This is a genomic window from Streptomyces sp. NRRL F-5123 (assembly GCF_000721495.1).
Lineage (GTDB): Bacteria > Actinomycetota > Actinomycetes > Streptomycetales > Streptomycetaceae > Actinacidiphila.
Genome location: NZ_JOHY01000072.1, coordinates 1 through 16,216, shown reverse-complemented (window position 1 = coordinate 16,216; position 16,216 = coordinate 1). Strand labels below are relative to the sequence as shown.

The 16,216-nt window shown below is 70.8% G+C and carries 14 protein-coding genes and 3 tRNA genes; 5 read left to right on the top strand and 12 right to left on the bottom strand.

Features of this window, described 5'->3' with window-relative positions; all coding sequences use genetic code 11:
• The first annotated feature begins 55 nt into the window (after positions 1-55).
• A complete protein-coding gene (locus tag IH54_RS0135030) occupies positions 56-736 on the top strand; it encodes a type III effector protein (protein WP_420711819.1) in 681 nt (226 codons plus the stop codon).
• Positions 737-955: 219 nt separating this feature from the next.
• On the opposite strand, the gene IH54_RS0135025 is transcribed toward IH54_RS0135030, so the two are convergent.
• The 3 genes from IH54_RS0135025 to IH54_RS0135015 form a co-directional block, all read right to left on the bottom strand.
• Positions 956-1,029 (bottom strand) — tRNA-Ile (locus tag IH54_RS0135025).
• Positions 1,030-1,184: 155 nt separating this feature from the next.
• Positions 1,185-1,257, bottom strand: a tRNA-Asn gene (locus tag IH54_RS0135020).
• A gap of 6 nt (positions 1,258-1,263) precedes the next feature.
• Positions 1,264-1,336, bottom strand: a tRNA-Asn gene (locus tag IH54_RS0135015).
• Between the two features lie 221 nt (positions 1,337-1,557).
• On the opposite strand from IH54_RS0135015, the gene IH54_RS0135010 reads away from it, so the two are divergent.
• From IH54_RS0135010 to IH54_RS0134995, 4 genes are all read left to right on the top strand, one after another.
• On the top strand, positions 1,558-1,854 hold the full coding sequence (locus tag IH54_RS0135010; RefSeq protein WP_031524882.1) for a hypothetical protein: 297 nt from the start codon (positions 1,558-1,560) through the stop codon (positions 1,852-1,854).
• Between the two features lie 68 nt (positions 1,855-1,922).
• Positions 1,923-3,437, top strand: a complete 1,515-nt coding sequence (locus IH54_RS0135005; protein WP_031524880.1) for an FGGY family carbohydrate kinase — start codon at positions 1,923-1,925, stop codon at positions 3,435-3,437.
• Positions 3,438-3,916: 479 nt separating this feature from the next.
• Positions 3,917-5,653, top strand: a complete 1,737-nt coding sequence (locus IH54_RS0135000) for an ABC transporter ATP-binding protein (RefSeq protein ID WP_031524878.1) — start codon at positions 3,917-3,919, stop codon at positions 5,651-5,653.
• Between the two features lie 194 nt (positions 5,654-5,847).
• On the top strand, positions 5,848-7,764 hold the full coding sequence (locus IH54_RS0134995) for an ABC transporter ATP-binding protein (RefSeq protein WP_031524876.1): 1,917 nt from the start codon (positions 5,848-5,850) through the stop codon (positions 7,762-7,764).
• Positions 7,765-7,848: 84 nt separating this feature from the next.
• On the opposite strand, the gene IH54_RS0134990 is transcribed toward IH54_RS0134995, so the two are convergent.
• The 9 genes from IH54_RS0134990 to IH54_RS0134950 all read right to left on the bottom strand — a co-directional run bounded on the left by IH54_RS0134990 (position 7,849) and on the right by IH54_RS0134950 (position 16,131).
• A complete protein-coding gene (locus IH54_RS0134990; protein ID WP_031524874.1) occupies positions 7,849-8,820 on the bottom strand; it encodes a hypothetical protein in 972 nt (323 codons plus the stop codon).
• A gap of 20 nt (positions 8,821-8,840) precedes the next feature.
• Positions 8,841-9,509: a hypothetical protein gene (locus IH54_RS0134985; protein ID WP_031524872.1), complete on the bottom strand. Its 669-nt coding sequence runs from the start codon at positions 9,507-9,509 to the stop codon at positions 8,841-8,843.
• A gap of 184 nt (positions 9,510-9,693) precedes the next feature.
• Positions 9,694-10,734, bottom strand: a complete 1,041-nt coding sequence (locus tag IH54_RS0134980; protein WP_031524870.1) for a hypothetical protein — start codon at positions 10,732-10,734, stop codon at positions 9,694-9,696.
• Positions 10,721-12,784, bottom strand: a complete 2,064-nt coding sequence (locus tag IH54_RS0134975; protein WP_031524868.1) for a hypothetical protein — start codon at positions 12,782-12,784, stop codon at positions 10,721-10,723. Before IH54_RS0134975 ends, IH54_RS0134980 begins: the two co-directional genes overlap by 14 nt.
• A 28-nt stretch (positions 12,785-12,812) precedes the next feature.
• The gene (locus IH54_RS0134970; protein ID WP_031524866.1) at positions 12,813-13,079 is read right to left on the bottom strand and encodes a hypothetical protein; all 267 of its coding nucleotides are present in this window, start codon (positions 13,077-13,079) and stop codon (positions 12,813-12,815) included.
• A gap of 192 nt (positions 13,080-13,271) precedes the next feature.
• A complete protein-coding gene (locus IH54_RS0134965; protein ID WP_031524864.1) occupies positions 13,272-13,541 on the bottom strand; it encodes a hypothetical protein in 270 nt (89 codons plus the stop codon).
• A complete protein-coding gene (locus tag IH54_RS0134960) occupies positions 13,529-14,200 on the bottom strand; it encodes a hypothetical protein (protein WP_031524862.1) in 672 nt (223 codons plus the stop codon). Before IH54_RS0134960 ends, IH54_RS0134965 begins: the two co-directional genes overlap by 13 nt.
• Before the next feature lie 177 nt (positions 14,201-14,377).
• Positions 14,378-15,481, bottom strand: a complete 1,104-nt coding sequence (locus tag IH54_RS0134955) for a hypothetical protein (protein WP_199923515.1) — start codon at positions 15,479-15,481, stop codon at positions 14,378-14,380.
• The gene (locus IH54_RS0134950) at positions 15,469-16,131 is read right to left on the bottom strand and encodes a hypothetical protein (RefSeq protein ID WP_031524857.1); all 663 of its coding nucleotides are present in this window, start codon (positions 16,129-16,131) and stop codon (positions 15,469-15,471) included. The genes IH54_RS0134955 and IH54_RS0134950 overlap by 13 nt, the downstream gene beginning before the upstream one ends.
• Positions 16,132-16,216: the final 85 nt, after the last annotated feature.

Sequence of the window (16,216 nt, the reverse complement as noted above, 5' to 3'; positions counted from 1 at the left end):
TGTAACATGTCATCCATCGGATGACAAGTCGAAATGTCGTGGAGAAGGTGACGCCGTGAGCGAGAAGACGCAACCGACCGCCTCCGGGGACGGGGCCCCGGGCGAGCCCGTGTCGTTCATGGCCGCGGCTGCCGCGCTGTCCGCGATCGACGACGCGGTACGGGGCGCCCAGGATCCCGCGGGGCGCCCCGACGGCGAGCCGCCCGCCGCCGCACAGCAGGCCATGGCCGCCCTCCTCCTGCTGCGCGAACTGCGCACACAGCTCGCCGGCTGGGAGGCCGGCATCGTGGAAGCCGCCAGGGCCGCCGGAGCCACCTGGGCCGACCTCGCCCCGCCCATGGGCGTCGCCAGCCGGCAGGCCGCGGAGAACCGCTACCTGCGGCTGCGCCCCTCGGCGCCCGGCACGACGGAGACCGGCGCCGAGCGGGTCAAGGCCGTACGCGACCGCAGGGCCGCGGACCGCACCGTCACCCGCTGGGCCCGCAGCAACGCGGCCGACCTGCGCACCCTCGCCGCCCGGATCACGGCCCTCACCGACCTGCCCACCGCGGCCGGCCCGGCGCTGCACGCCCTGCACACCGCCCTCGGCGCCACCGACGCCGCCGACCTGGTCGCACCGCTGACCCGCGTCCGCCCCCACCTCGGCACCGGCCACCCCGACCTCGCCAGCCGCCTCGACACCCTCACCAGCCGCACCGACGAACTCCGCAAGGCCAGCACCCAGCGCCGCACCTGACCCCCGCCCCCCGACGACCCCGCCCGCCGCCCCGCCCAGGCGGCACCTCACCCCGCGCCGCTGTCCGCTCACGGACGAGGCCGCGGCAAGCAAGATCATCGGCGCCCGGCCAGACAGCGGCCCAGCAAAAGATCTTGAGAGGGAGTAGGCCGGAAACGCAACAGGCCCCCGACCGGGGGCCCGTGCAGGTCACGCCCGCTTCATCCGCGGGCGCCAGAGTGGGGCGGCTGGGACTCGAACCCAGGACCGGCGGATTATGAGTCCGCTGCTCTAACCGGCTGAGCTACCGCCCCGTACGGCGTGGCGTGCGCCGTCTGCCGCAGCATAGCTGCTCATACGATCTGTCGCCCTCGTGGGTCACAGACGCGGCATCAGGTGGACTCCCCGGGGCGGGCGGATGGTTCCCGCGGGTACGAAAAAGGACCCCAACGGGGTCCCGGATCGTGCGCTCCCCCGACTGGACTCGAACCAGTAACCTGCCGGTTAACAGCCGGCTGCTCTGCCAATTGAGCTACAGGGGACCGAAGCTCCCCCGACTGGACTCGAACCAGTAACCTGCCGGTTAACAGCCGGCTGCTCTGCCAATTGAGCTACAGGGGATCGCTTCGCGTGCACCGAATGCACCCGCCGGGGGCTTCCCGGAAGGCGCGCGTTCGGTGCGACACATACATTAGCGCAAGTGGGGGGGTGCTCCGCCAACCCTTAGCGGCCGGGTTGCGGAGCGGGCGCGGAGGGTAGGCGCCCAGCCACGACGAGCACGACCAGCAATGACGAGCAACGCGGCCGCCAGGGCGTACGGCCGCAGCGAGGATGGTGGAGCCATGCGCTACAAGCTGACGTTCATCGCGGGAGCCGCTGTCGGGTTCGTGATCGGCGCCAGGGCGGGCCGGGAGCGGTACGAGCAGCTGGTCAGGGCCGGGCAGGCCTTCGTCCAGAACCCGGCGGTGCGGAACGCCGCGGAGAGTGCCGCGCAGCAGAGCCGTACGGCCGCGGTACGGGCCGCCGACACGGTCGTCGTCAAGGTCGGGCCGAGGCTCCCGGAGCCGCTCGCGGAGAAGGTGCGGGCGATGCGCAACGGCAGCGCGCCCGAGGACGACTGGGGCACCTCGAACACCTGAGCCAGGCCGGGCGCACCGGACGGCGGGCCGCGCGGCGCGCGGGCCGCCCGGTGCGGCATCATCGGCCCATGGGCAAAGTGGCCGGTATAGACAACTCCTCCGCGGGTACCACCGTCGTCGTCTGCGACACGGACACCGGTGAGATCCTGCGGCAGGGTTACGCACCCCACGAGGTGCCGGACGGCGGCAAGCCGTCCGAGCTGGATCCGCAGGCCTGGCTGCTGTCGCTGGGCGAGGCGGCCAAGGGCGGGGTGCTGGAGGGTGTGCAGGCGATCGGGGTGTGCGGCCAGCAGCACGGGCTGGTCGCGCTGGACGCGGGGGGCGTGACCGTACGCCCCGCGCTGCTGCGCGGCGACAACCGCGCGCAGACGCAGGCGGCGGACCTGCTCCAGGAGCTGGGCGGGCCCGCGGGCTGGGCGGACGCGGTGGGCGCGCAGCCGCAGGCCGCGTACCCGGTGGCGAAGCTGCGCTGGCTCGCCCAGCACGAGCCGGCCGCCGCGGCGCGGATCGCAGCGGTGATGCTGCCGCACGACTGGCTGGTCTGGCAGCTGCTCGGCCAGCCCGCCCGCCGCACCACCGACCGCGGCGACGCCTCCGGCACCGGCTACTGGTCGGCGGCCACCGGCGAGTACCGCCCCGACCTCGTCGAACGCGCCCTCGGCCGCTCCGTGGCGCTGCCCGAGGTGCTGGGCCCCGCGGAGCCCGCGGGCCAGACGCCGGAGGGCCTGCTCATCTCGGCCGGTACGGGCGACACGATGGCCGCGGCCCTGGGCCTGGGCGTCGGGCCCGGCGACGCGGTGGTCTCGCTGGGTGCGGGCGGCAGCGTCTTCGCCGTCCACCACGAGGCGCTGAAGGACCCGACCGGCACCGTCACCGCCTTCGCCGACGCGACCGGCCGCCACCTCCCCGTCCTCCAGGTACGCAACGCGGTACGGACGCTGCGCGGCGCCGCCGACCTGCTCGGCACGGACCTCGCCGGGCTCTCGGAGCTGGCGCTGGCCTCGACGCCCGGCGCGTACGGCCTCGTCCTGCTCCCCTACCTGGAGGGCGAGCGCACCCCGGACCTGCCGCACACCGCGGGCACGCTGGCCGGGCTGCGGCGCGAGTCGATGAAGCCGGAGCACCTGGCGCGGGCGGCCTTCGAGGGCATGCTGTGCGGGCTCGCCGACGCGCTGGACGTGCTGCGCGGCAAGGGCGTGGAGATCCGCCGGGTGGTACTGCTGGGCGCGGCGGCGGAGCTGCCGGCCGTGCGGGCGCTGGCGCCGTCGATCTTCGGGACGCTCGTGGTGGTGCCGCCGCCGGCGGAGTACGCGGCGCTCGGCGCGGCCCGGCAGGCGGCGTGGTCGCTGGGCACGGTGCTGGGCTCTCACTCGCAGAGCGAGCCACCCGCCTGGCCGCAGCCCGCGGGCACCACGGTGCTCGACCCGGAGGACGCCGTGGAGCCGGACGGCCCGGGCCAGGACGGTACGGGGCCGGGCGAGCCCGGGCACGGCGGGGGCGGCCCCGCGGTCGGCTCGGCGGTGCGGCAGCAGTTCATCGCGGTGCGCGAGCAGACCCACCCGGGGGCCTTCGCCGCACTGTGAGCGGCACGTCCGGCGGGCCTCCCGGCAGCCTTCGGCGCGCTGTGACCCGCGGGGCGGCCGAAGGGAGCCCGGCGGGCGGCCGGCGGGGCTCGTCGCGGGGCACGACCCGGGCGATACGCGCCGCCGGTGCGACCGGTGCGACCCGCGTGACCCCCGCGGCCCCCGCGACCCGGGAGGTTTTGCCTCTCTTTAACCGGGTGCGGCCCCGCGATGTCCGACGATAGGGTTGCGGGCCGCCCCAGGGCGGCCCGCTCAACCCTGCCCGGGCGGTCCTGCGTCCTGACGGGAAAAGGCACAGCGCCGCCGTCCTTCGCCGGTGCCGTGCCCGCCCGTCCGCACGCCAGTCCGTCCACAACGCCCGCCCGCACGCACCACAGCCCCGTCACGCCCGTCACGAAGCGCCGCCCCCGGACGTCAGAAGCCCAGAGCCCGAGCCGCCGCCCGTGCCGTACCGACCGACCGACCACGAGGTAGTCAGTGTGCTGATCCGACTCCTGCGGTCCCACCTGGGACCGTACAAGCGCCCCATCGGCGCGCTGGTGACCCTGCAGTTCGTCTCGACCCTCGCCGCCCTCTTCCTGCCCACCCTCAACGCCGACATCATCGACAACGGCGTGGTCAAGGGTGATTCGGGCTACATCCTGAGCATGGGCGCGACCATGCTCGGCGTGACCGTCGTGCAGGTGCTGTGCGCGATCTGCGCGGTGTACTACGGCGCGCGGACGTCGATGGCGATCGGGCGGGACATCCGCGCGGCGGTCTTCGACCAGGTGCAGAGCTTCTCCGCGCGCGAGGTCGGGCAGTTCGGCGCCCCCTCGCTGATCACCCGCACCACCAACGACGTCCAGCAGGTCCAGATGCTGGTGCTGATGTCGTTCACCATGATGGTGTCCGCGCCGATCATGTGCGTCGGCGGCATCGTGATGGCGCTCGGCCAGGACGTGCCGCTCTCGTCGCTGCTGCTGGCCGTGGTGCCGGTGCTGGGCATCGCCGTGAGCCTGATCATCCGCAAGCTGCGCCCGATCTTCCGGACGATGCAGAAGCGCGTCGACACCGTGAACCGGGTGCTGCGCGAGCAGATCACCGGCATCCGCGTGATCCGCGCCTTCGTGAAGGACGACTACGAGCAGCGCCGCTTCGGGAAGGCGAACGAGGAGGTCACGGCGGTCTCGCTGGCCTCCGGGCGGCTGCTCGCGCTGATGTTCCCGACCGTGATGGCGATCGTGAACCTGTCGAGCGTGGCCGTGCTGTGGTTCGGCGCCCACCGCATCGACAGCGGCGGCATGCAGATCGGCGCGCTCACGGCCTTCCTGAGCTATCTCATGCAGATCCTGATGTCGGTCATGATGGCCACCTTCATGTTCATGATGGTGCCGCGTGCCGAGGTGTGCGCCGAGCGCATCCAGGAGGTGCTGGGCACGCAGTCCAGCGTCGTCCCGCCCAAGGCGCCGATCACGTCGCTGGGGCGGCGCGGCGAGCTGGAGCTCTTCGACGTCGACTTCGCCTACCCGGGCGCCGAGGCCGCGGTGCTGCGCGGCATCGACCTCATCGCCCGCCCCGGCGAGACGACGGCGGTGATCGGCTCGACGGGCAGCGGCAAGTCCACCCTGCTCGGCCTGATCCCCCGGCTGTACGACGCGACGGGCGGCCGGGTGCTCATCGACGGCGAGGACGTGGCGGAGCTGGATCCGGCGCTGCTCGCCGAGACCGTCGGCCTGGTCCCGCAGAAGCCGTACCTCTTCTCCGGCACGGTCGCCTCCAACCTGCGCTACGGCAAGCCGGACGCGACGGACGAGGAGCTGTGGCACGCGCTGGAGGTGGCGCAGGCCAAGGAATTCGTCGAGCGGCTGGAGGGCGGCCTCGACGCGGACATCGCGCAGGGCGGCAGCAACGTCTCCGGCGGGCAGCGGCAGCGGCTCGCGATCGCGCGGGCGCTGGTGCGGCGCCCGGAGATCTACCTCTTCGACGACTCCTTCTCCGCGCTGGACTACGCGACGGACGCGGCGCTGCGGCGGGCGCTCGGCGCGGAGACCGCGGACGCGACGGTGGTGATCGTGGCCCAGCGGGTGTCCACGATCCGCGACGCCGACCGGATCGTCGTCCTCGACGAGGGGCGGGTCGTCGGCACCGGCACCCACGACGAGCTGATGGCCACGAACGAGACCTACCGGGAGATCGTGTTGTCCCAGCTGACCGAGCAGGAGGCGGCGGCATGAGCGGCGGCCCCAACGGCGCACCGGGCAAGCCCGGCGGTCCGGGCGGACCGGGCGGTCCGGGCGGTCCGGGCGAAGGCTCCGACGGCGCACCCGGCGGCCCGGGAGCCGCGCCCGGCGGCAAGGACGCGCCCGGCGGGAAGGGCGCCCCCGGCGGCAAGGGCGTCATGTCCACCGCCCAGCGCGGCCCCCGCCCTATGGGCGGCCCCGCCCGCTTCATGAGCGGCGGCCCCATCGAGCGCTCCATGGACTTCAAGGGCTCCTTCAAGCGCGTGGTCGGCCTCATGCGCGCCGACCGCGCCCTGCTCTACGTCGTCCTCGCGGTCGGCCTCGTCAGCGTCGCCCTCACCGTGACCGGCCCCCGTATCCTCGGCCACGCCACCGACCTGATCTTCGCCGGTGTCATCGGCCGCCGGCTCAAGGGCGGCTCGAAGGAGCAGGCCCTCGACTATCTGCGCGCCCACGGCAAGGGCGGCGTCGCGGACATGCTCTCCGGCATCGACTTCACCCCCGGCCAGGGCATGGACTTCGGCGCGATCGGCTCCGTCCTGCTGCTCGCCCTCGGGGTCTACGCGCTGGCCGCGCTGTTCAGCGTCGTCCAGATGCGGACGGCGACGACCGTCATCAACCGCACGGTCTTCCGGCTGCGCCGCGACGTCGAGGCGAAGATCTCCCGGCTGCCGCTGTCGTACTTCGACAAGCAGCCGCGCGGCGAGGTCCTCAGCCGCGCCACGAACGACATCGACAACATCGGCCAGACCATGCAGCAGACCATGGGCCAGCTGATCAACTCGGTCCTGACCATCGTCGGCGTGCTGGCCATGATGTTCTGGATCTCCTGGCTGCTGGCGCTGGTCGCCCTCGCCACCGTGCCGCTGACGATGCTGGTCGCGACGCGGGTCGGCAAGCGCGCGCAGCCGCAGTTCGTCCAGCAGTGGAAGACGACCGGCAAGCTCAACGCGCACATCGAGGAGATGTACACCGGCCACAGCCTGGTGAAGGTCTTCGGCCGCCAGCAGGAATCCGCCGAAACCTTCCGGCAGGAGAACGAGGCGCTGTACGAGGCCGGCTTCAAGGCGCAGTTCCTGTCCGGCACGATCCAGCCGCTGATGATGTTCATCGGCAACCTGCAGTACGTGCTGATCGCCGTCGTCGGCGGGCTGCGGGTCGCGTCCGGGGCGCTGTCGATCGGTGACGTGCAGGCCTTCATCCAGTACTCGCGGCAGTTCAGCCAGCCGCTGACGCAGGTCGCGAGCATGGCCAACCTGATCCAGTCCGGTGTCGCCTCCGCCGAGCGGGTCTTCGAGCTGCTGGACGCCGAGGAGCAGTCCCCGGAGCCGGCCGTCCCCGCCCGCCCGGCCCAGCTGACCGGCCGCGTCGCGCTGGAGAAGGTCTCCTTCCGCTACGACCCGGACAAGCCGCTCATCGACGACCTGACGGTGAGCGTCCGGCCCGGCCAGACCGTCGCGATCGTCGGCCCCACCGGCGCCGGCAAGACCACCCTGGTCAACCTGCTGATGCGGTTCTACGAGGTCACCGGCGGCCGGATCACCCTGGACGACGTGGACGTCGCCGCGATGTCGCGCGAGGAGCTGCGCGCGTCCATCGGCATGGTCCTCCAGGACACCTGGCTCTTCGGCGGCACGATCGCCGAGAACATCGGCTACGGCCACGAGGACGCGACCCGCGAGGACATCGAGGCGGCCGCGCGCGCGGCGCACGCCGACCGCTTCATCCGCACCCTCCCGGACGGCTACGACACCGTCCTCGACGACGAGGGCACGGGCGTCAGCGCGGGCGAGAAGCAGCTCATCACCATCGCGCGGGCCTTCCTGTCCGACCCGGTGATCCTGGTCCTCGACGAGGCCACCAGCTCCGTCGACACCCGCACCGAGGTGCTCATCCAGCGCGCGATGGCCCGGCTCAGCCACGGCCGTACGAGCTTCGTGATCGCCCACCGGCTGTCCACGATCCGCGACGCCGACGTCATCCTGGTGATGGAGTCCGGCGCCATCGTGGAGCAGGGCACCCACGACGAACTGCTCGCCGCGCAGGGCGCGTACGCCCGGCTGTACGCGGCGCAGTTCGCCCAGGCGGTCGCCGAGGTCGACTGAGCGGCACGCCCGAAGGCCGCTGAAGCACGGCCGGGCGCGGGGGGCTGTCTGCCCCCCGCGCCCCTGCCTGGGCCCCGCACCCGGTCAGCGGTTGACGGTCTGGATCTCCCGGACGGTGACGTCCACCGTGCTGGGGAAGGTCGCCGCGGGCAGGGCCTTGGGGGTGGGCTGCCCGGTGCCGGTCCAGCTCACCCGCCACTTGACCGTGACCTTCAGCGGGACCTGGTTCCCGTTGCTGTCCTCGAGGTAGGTCACCCCGCAGGGCGGGTTGCCATTGGCCCCCGGTTGGTACTTCGTGCCCAAATTGGGGCAGTTGCCGGACGCGGGGAACTTCTCGGCGTCCAGGCCGCCCGATTCGATCCGGAAGCCGATGGGCGTCGCTGTGGTCGTCGCGGAGATGCCGTAGTCCGGGAGGTACGCAGTCACGGAGACTTTGTAGAAATCCTTGGGGTCGAGCCACACCCACGTCGGCAGGTTCACCGCCTGAGTGAGCTTCGGCTCGATCGACGGATCCCCGGTCGGTATGAGCAGCTTCTTGTAGGCCAGTTCGGCCAGCACCTCGGGAGTGACCGCGTTGCGGTGGCCGGCGGGCGGGGTGGCGCCCTTGTCGACCCAGAAGGGTTCGTCCTGGCAGTCGTTCGCGCCGGGCACGCTGAAGTCGGGCGCGTATCCCGACCACCAGTAGCCCTTGCCGGTCTTGTCCATGTTGAAGTTGGTGTACGGATGGCCGTCCGCGTACTTGTCCTTCTGCCCCGAGATCCATTCCCAGCTCGGCGACTGCTCCGACCACACCGTCTCCGACTCCGCCTTGAGCTGGGCGGGCGTGTAGTACGGCTCGTACCAGCACGGCGGTGGCGTCCAGTTGCCGGCGGCCTTCGGTGTCCCTACCGGCTTGCCGTTCGACGGGGAGCCGTTCGCCGCCTCGTCGTACTGAACACCCGCGGTGGCGGTGATGTTCTTGCCGTCGTCCGAGAGGGCGCCGTCGGCGTCACCCCGTCCGCCCGCGTACGCGAGTCCGGGCGCGAGGGCCACCAGGGCCGCCGAAACGGCGACCACCGCTTGCTACTTGAATCGGCTCATGGCTGGCACTGCTTCGCCCCGCGGTCCTGCAGCATCCCGTCCGTCTGCCAGACGCCCTGCGCGTTCTTCTTCAGGTCGGTGTTGTAGAGGACGTAACTGTCCGACGTGGTCGGGGTGTTGTCGACCTTCCCGGTCTTCCGGTTCTTGAGGAACGCCTTGCTCTCGTCGGAGCAGTAGATCACCGAGGCGTGACCGGTCCCGAGGATCGTGACCTTCCGGTCGAAGAAGCGGACCGTGCCGGTCCAGGTGTAGTTCTTCGACAGGTAGCCGTTCACGTAGAGGGTGACCGTGTCGTTGGCAGGTCCCACGGTATAGAAGCTCAGCGCCTTCGTCGCCGCCGTACCCTGGAAGATCCCGTCATCCAGGGCCATGACCCACTGCTGGTTGTCCGCGAGGACCGCGTCCTTGGTCGCGTCCCCGGTGTGCTGGTCCTCGAACACGTCTTTCGCGTCCGCCGGAAAGGACGTGATAGTCGGCCGCTTCACCCCCGTCGCGGTCGGCGACGGCGCAGCCGACGACGACGTCGGCGCGGGCGCCGACGTGGAAACGTCCGCGCCCGGGTCCTTGATCTTGCCGTCGTCCTTCTTCGAGCCGCCGCAAGCCGACAGCAGCAGCGCGGCAGAGACGGCCACGCAGGTAGCGGCGAGCGAGTGCGGTGCGCGCATGGTCAACAGACTCCCCGTTCGTTCGGCGAAAGGCCGCCGAACCGGGCACAACGGCGCACTCCCCCCGCACACTCGGTCCACGACCCCGTTTCGTGTGACGCCCGAGACTATCCAAGTACCAGGCCCCACACGAGATGCACGCCCCCCAGGACCGGACCGTTCCCTCATCCGCCCCGGCAGGGGTTCACCGCCCGACCGCGGCCAGGACGAGTCCGGGGCGTCGCGGGAGGAAGGACCCGAGCATGAGCAGCCGGCTGCCGCTCTCCGCCAGGAACCGGGAGGGCTCGCAGGAGTTGTGGAGAGCAGGGTAGGCCTTGCCGGGAGCGCAGCCCTTCGAGGACAGGCGGAACTGCGCCAGGACGGTCACCGCGGCACCGGCGGGTGCGACGTGGACGACGGAGTAGGAATCGTACGACTCCGATCGCACCACCGCGTAGAAGCCGCCGGCCGACGCGGGAGTCACCTCCGTCACGTGCAGCTTCGCGAGCGCCTGCGCACCACCCGGAACGCTTCCCGTCACAGCCAGGCCGTGAGGCGCCTTCCCCGCCGGCAGAACCCGAATCGTCCCCAGGGTGTCGCTGATCGCGTACAGGGTGCCCGACGGATCAACGACATTCCACCTGCCGGGGCGGAACGATCCCCCCGCCCCCGGCAGCCGCGTCGCCTGACCGCTCCGCACGGACCACAGGCCCGAGTCGTCACCGACGAGGAGCGACCCGGACGGGTACTCACCGACGATGCTCGGATCCTTGAAAGAGTGCGAGGACGCGAGCGGCGACACGGAGCCGTTGCGTTGGACGGTGTACAGCCCGGACTGCGGTGCGCTGCCGGAGTAGTCGTCGTCCACCACCACCATGGTGCCGTCCCGCAGGACTGCCATCTGGAGGACCAATTTCACACCGTCCAGGCGCAGATACGGTTGAGCGACCCCGCCCGGGGTGATCCGCACGACCTGTGGATAGTGCTCGTCCACGTCGGGGACCACGTACACGTTGCCGGCGGCGTCGGACGCCACGAGCCCCACGGCTGCAGTGAAGTCGGCGGACAGGCCCTCGTAGCCGAGCCCGTCCAGGTCGAAGGGCACGGCCTCCCCCCGCACCGGTGCCGGCAACCCCGCCGGACGGTGACCGGCGCCGCCGCCCGAGCACCCGGCCAGCACGAGCGTCACCGCGCAGAGGAAGGCCGCCGTCCTCGCGGCGAAGGACCGCGGCTCACTTGCCGTCATAGGAGCCCTCCGCCTTGTTGTACCCCTCGTCGAACACTTTCTGCTCCTGCGCCGTCGACAGGCCGTCGCCTCTGGGGGAATCGTTCTGCACGACCCACCAGGCGAAGAAATTTTTGTCCTGGTAGGCGCTCGGCGCCACCGTCATCGTGCCCGGGTTGTACCACGTGACGTCAGCGGGGGGAGGCGGTACTGCCCCTGCCCGGATGAGGCCCTGGGCCATCGCAGGGGCGTAGGGGGAGGTGACGTCCCTCGCGTTCCTCTCGTTGAGCGCCTCCTGCTTGGCGGCGTTGTCCGTGGAGAACGGGTCCGTCTGCTTCGCACCGACGCCTCGCCCCCACTTCACCAGTGTCTGCGAGTACTTGAGGCCTTTGGTGACGACGGTCTTGCTCTTCCCCGTCAGGGCGGCAGGCGGCGAGCCGCCCTCGAAGACGATGCCGACGGTGTCGAGGATGGCCTGGTTGGTCTTGTGCTTCTCGTCGAGTTGCTGCGCTTCGGTGTAGCTCAGGCCGTTCTTCGCCTTGGTGAACAGCCCCACCATGTGGCCGAGCGCGGTGAGCTCGGCGTCCGGGTGGGGTTGCGCCGCGGCATCGGCGACCTGCTGGTGCGTGGTGGCGTCGAACATCGCCGCCGCGCCGGGGTTGTCGCGCGCGAAGAGCTGCATGACGCCCACCACGTCGTCGCGGTACATCACCAGATGGTGGAACTCCGCGTCGTAGCCGTGAGCCCCGGCCGACAGCTGGGTGGTCTTGCCGAGATCGTCGGCCCACGTGCCCGTGATGCCTGCCAGGGCGATGGCCGTCTGCGGCGGGTAGGTGGGGTAGTTGGCCTTCTCGGCGCTGTTGCGGTGGGTGAAGAGGTCGTTCTCCCGGGCGGCGGCCTGAAGGATATTGGCGGCGGCCTGGCCGGACTGGTCGGCGTGGGCGTCGCTGCGGTCGGTCGCGGCCATGATGAGGACCTTGTTCACGGGCCCCGAGTCGTCCCACGTCACCGGGCCGGGCGTCTGCCAGGTGTGGTCGACCAACTGCCCGGCGTGCCGCCTCGCTTCGGCGGTGTCCTGGCCGAGCAGGTCACGGGAGGCCTCGGGGTTCTCGCCGAGCCGGTCGAGCAGGGCGAGGGTCGGGTCGTTGGCCCGGATGCCCTTCAGGTCGGCCGCGTGGTCGCCGCCGTGATTCACGTAGTCGCAGTGGATGCCCAGCGTCGTGTACCAGGCGTCGGGCGGGTCGACGTAGCCGCCCGCCGAGTAGGGATACACGGGCTCGGAGTAGCCCGGGCGCATGGGGTGCGTCCGGCGCCAGTCGAGCATCGCGCCGCTGACGTCCGAGAGGACCTTGGCGTCCCACTTGTCGCCGGGCGGGCCGTACTTGAAGAGCATGCCGACCGACCACATGTCGCCGTCGGCGGGCTGGGTGAGCTGCTTCTCCCACCCCGGCGGCATGGTGATCTTCCCCTGGGCGGCCATCGTCGTGGCCGCCTGGACGCCCTGCCCGAACTGGGCGAGCGTCGCCTCCGACTTCTTGTCGAGCACCACGCCGTCGTGCGTGCCGTCCTGCTCGTGGAGCACGCGGGCGACACGGGCCGCCTGGTCCAGGCCGCCGTTGGCCGCGAACGCCTGCAGGTACGCCGGGTCGTCCTGGTGGTCGGCGAGGGACTGGCCGACCGAGTCGATGATCTCGCGGGAGGCGGGGTCGCTGGGGTGCGCGGTCACCTTCTTCAGCTCGGCGGCCTCCTGCCGCGCCTCCTTGGCGGCGTCGATGGCGGTGACGTCCCAGGGGACGCCGTAGAAGTCGCCGTCAGGTCGGCACAGCGCCGGCAGCGAGCCGGAGTGCAGAAGGTTCATCGCCTGGTCGGCACGCCGGCCCATGTCATGGGCGTCGTGGGCGACCTGTGTCGTCTGCGCGGCGAGCGGACCGAGGTCGATGAGGGCCGGGCCCCACGTACCGAAGTGCTTGCTGATGACGGGGCCGTTCCTGGCCAGCGCGGTGGCCAGGGCCTGTAACCGATCGGCGAGTTGGCGCACCCGGTGCGGTTCCACACCGGCGAAGTCGTTCACGGGTCCCCCCGGTTTGGATGGTGTGCGGTCAGGCGTGGCCGTGGTACTTGGCGTCCGAATCCGCCTGCTCGTTGGTGGCCTTGAGGATCATCCAACGCTCCTGCCCCGGGCATTCGTCGAGGATCCCGGTCAACCGCGCCATACGGCCGCGGAAGTCCGTGGCCCAGGCGTCGGCCTCGGAGCCGACCCAGGTGTTCACGAGGAACGGGGTGACGTCGTTGATGGCGGTCCTGATGTTGTCGGCGGCGGTCTGCACCGCGGCCATGTCCTGCTTGCACTGTTCGGCGTTCTTCATGAACCCGTGCCTCACGTAGGGAGGGGTACCGCGGACGGTGTGCAGGTGGTGCGGAAGCCCTTGGGGCCTTCCGTACCATCCGACACCATTGCCCCGTGACGGTCTGGTGGCTCGTGAACGTCCCCGTGGGCAGTGCCGTGGGATCCGGGTGCCCGGTCCCGACCCAGCTGATGTTCCACGTCACGGTGACGTTCAGCGTGTACGTCCCTTGCCGGAGTCCTTGAGGAACACCACCCCGCACGGCGGCACGTTCCCCGCCCCCGCCGTCCATGCCTTGCCCGTCCCCTTGCACTTCCCCGACGCCGGGTACGTCTGCGCGTAGGACGTGCCGGGATCGCTGGATCCCGACGTGCCCGCGTCTCCGATACCGGCGTAGGCGTAGCCGGGGACGAGCATCACCGCAGCCGTCGCCGCGGCGGACACCGCCAGCAGGACCCGTCGCCTGCGTATCAGGGCTGGCACTGCTTCGCCCCCCTGTTGCTGATGATGTTGTCCGTCTGCCACACGCCCTGGGCGCTCTTCGTCAGATGCGTGTTGTAGAGGACGTAGTTCTGCGGTGACGTGCTGAGGGAGTTCTTGTCGACCTTTCCGGTCCTGCGGTCCTTGAGGTGGGCCTCGTTCTCGTCGGAGCAGTAGACGACCGAGGCCGTGTGGTCGTCGAGCAGCGTCACCTTGCGGTCGAAGTAACGAAGGGTCCCGTACCAGACGTACCCCTTTGTGACGGTGCCCTGAATGTACGTGATCGAGTTCGTCAGCCCCTTGCCGATCGCGTAGAAACCCAGCGCGTCGGTCGACGAGGACCCGCGGAGGAATCCGTCGTCGACGGACGAGATGAAGCCCTGGTTGTCCGCGAGGACGGCGTCCTTGACCGGGTCGCCGGTCGTCCCGCCGTCGAAGACGTCCTTCGCGTCCGCCGGAAAAGTGATCGTCGGCCGCTTCACCCCCGCCGCGGTCGGCGACGGCGCAGCCGACGTCGTCGTCGGCGCGGGCGCCGACGTGGAGACGTCCGTGCCCGGGTCCTTGATCTTGCCGTCGTCCTTCTTCGAGCCGCCGCAAGCCGACAGCAGCAGCGCAGCAGAGACGGCCACGCAGGTGGCGGCGAGCGCGTGCGGTGCGCGCATGGTCAACAGACTCCCCGTTCGTTCGGCGAAAGGCCGCCGAACCGGGCACAACGGCGCACTCCCCCCGCGCACTCGGTCCGCGCACTCGGTCCACGACCCCGTTTCGTGCAGCGCCCGAGACTATCCAAGTACCAGGCCCCACACGAGATGGACGCCCCCCAGAACCGGACCGTTCCCTCATCCGCCCCGGCAGGGGTTCACGAGGAACGGGGTGACGTCGTTGACGGCGGTCCTGACGTTGTCGGCTGCGGTCTGCACCGCGGCCATGTCCTGCTTGCGCTGTTCGGCGTTCTTCATGGGCCTGACGGTCTGGTGGCTCGTGAACGTCCCCGTGGGCAGTGCCGTGGGATCCGGGTGCCCGGTCCCGACCCAGCTGATGTTCCACGTCACGGTGACGTTCATCGTGTACGTCCCGCTGCCGGAGTCCTTGAGGTACACCACCCCGCACGGCGGCACGTTCCCCGCCCCTGCCGTCCATGCCTTGCCCGTCCCCTTGCACTTCCCCGACGCGGGGTACGTCTGGGCGTAGGACGTGCCGGGATCGATCGAGATGCTCGAGGGCTTCGCGGTCGTCGTCGCCGAGACGTTGTAGTCCGGGAGGAAGGCGGTGACCGACACCGGGTGGAAGACGGTGGGGTTCATCCACACCCAGGTGGGGATGTTCACGCCCTGCTTCCCTGCGGGGTTGATCGACGCGTCGCCGGTGGGTATGCGGATCTCGTTGTACGCAAGTTCCGCGAGCACCGCGGGCGTGATCACGTTGCGGTGGGCGGCGGGCGGGGTGTCGCCCTTGTCGACCCAGAAGGGCGGATCCTGGCACTCGTCCCAGCCGGGCGCACCGGGGTGTGGCACGTAGCCGTACCACCAGTAGCCCTTGCCGGTCTTGTCCAGGTTGAAGTCGGTGTAGGGCTTGCCGTTCTCGTAATGGTCCTTCTGCCCCACGACCCATTCGTTGCCGACGGACGGCTGGGCCCACACACCCTCCCGCTCAGCCTTCAGCTGGGCAGGGGTGTAGTACGGCTCGTACCAGCACGCGGGGGGCTTCCAATTGCCGGCCGGCTTGAGGGCGCCGGCGGGGTGGCCCGACGACGACGTCCCGTTGTGGTCGTAGTTGTACTGCACACCGGCAGTGGCGGTGATGTTCCCGCCCTTCTCGCCGCCGCCGGCGTTGCCGAGGTCGTCCAGGTCCGCGTACGCGGGGGCCTGGAGCACGGCCGTCATCAAAGCTGCAGCAGACCCGACGAGCAGTGCCCGCGGCAGCCGCCGCGTCAGGGCTGGCACTGCTTCGACCCCCGCTCGGACACGATGTCGGTCGTCTGCCAGACGCCCTCCGCGCTCTTCTTCGCGTGGGTGCTGTACAGGACGTAACTGCGGGCCGTCGTGGCGCCCTTGTCGACCTTGCCGGTGCTCACGTGCTTGGGGAACGCCTTGCTCTCGTCGGAGCAGTAGACGACGGACGCGTCGCCGGTGCCTTCCAGCGTGACCTTGCGGTTGAAGAACCGCACCGTGCCCGTCCACACGAGGCCCTTGTCGTGAACTCCCTGGACGTAGCTGATGGCGTTCGCCAGGCCCTTCTCGGTGGCGTAGAACCCGAGGTTGTCCGTCGTCGTCCCCTTGAAGACGCCCTCGTCCATCGCAAGGACGTAACCGGCGTTGTCGGCGAGGACCGCGTCCTTCACGGGGTCCCCCGTGTGCTCGTCCTCGAAGACGTCCTTCGCGTCGGACGGAAGGGTGATCGTCGGCCGCTTCACCCCCGCCGCGGTCGGCGACGGCGCAGCCGACGACGACGTCGGCGCGGGCGCCGACGTGGAGACGTCCGCGCCCGGATCCTTGATCTTGCCGTCGTCCTTCTTCGAGCCGCCGCAAGCCGACAGCAGCAGCGCGGCAGAGACAGCCACGCAGGTGGCGGCGAGCGCGTGCGGTGCGCGCATGGTCAACAGACTCCCCGTTCGTTCGACAAAAGGCCGCCGAACCGGGCACAACGGCGCACTCCCCCCGCGCACTCGGTCCACGACC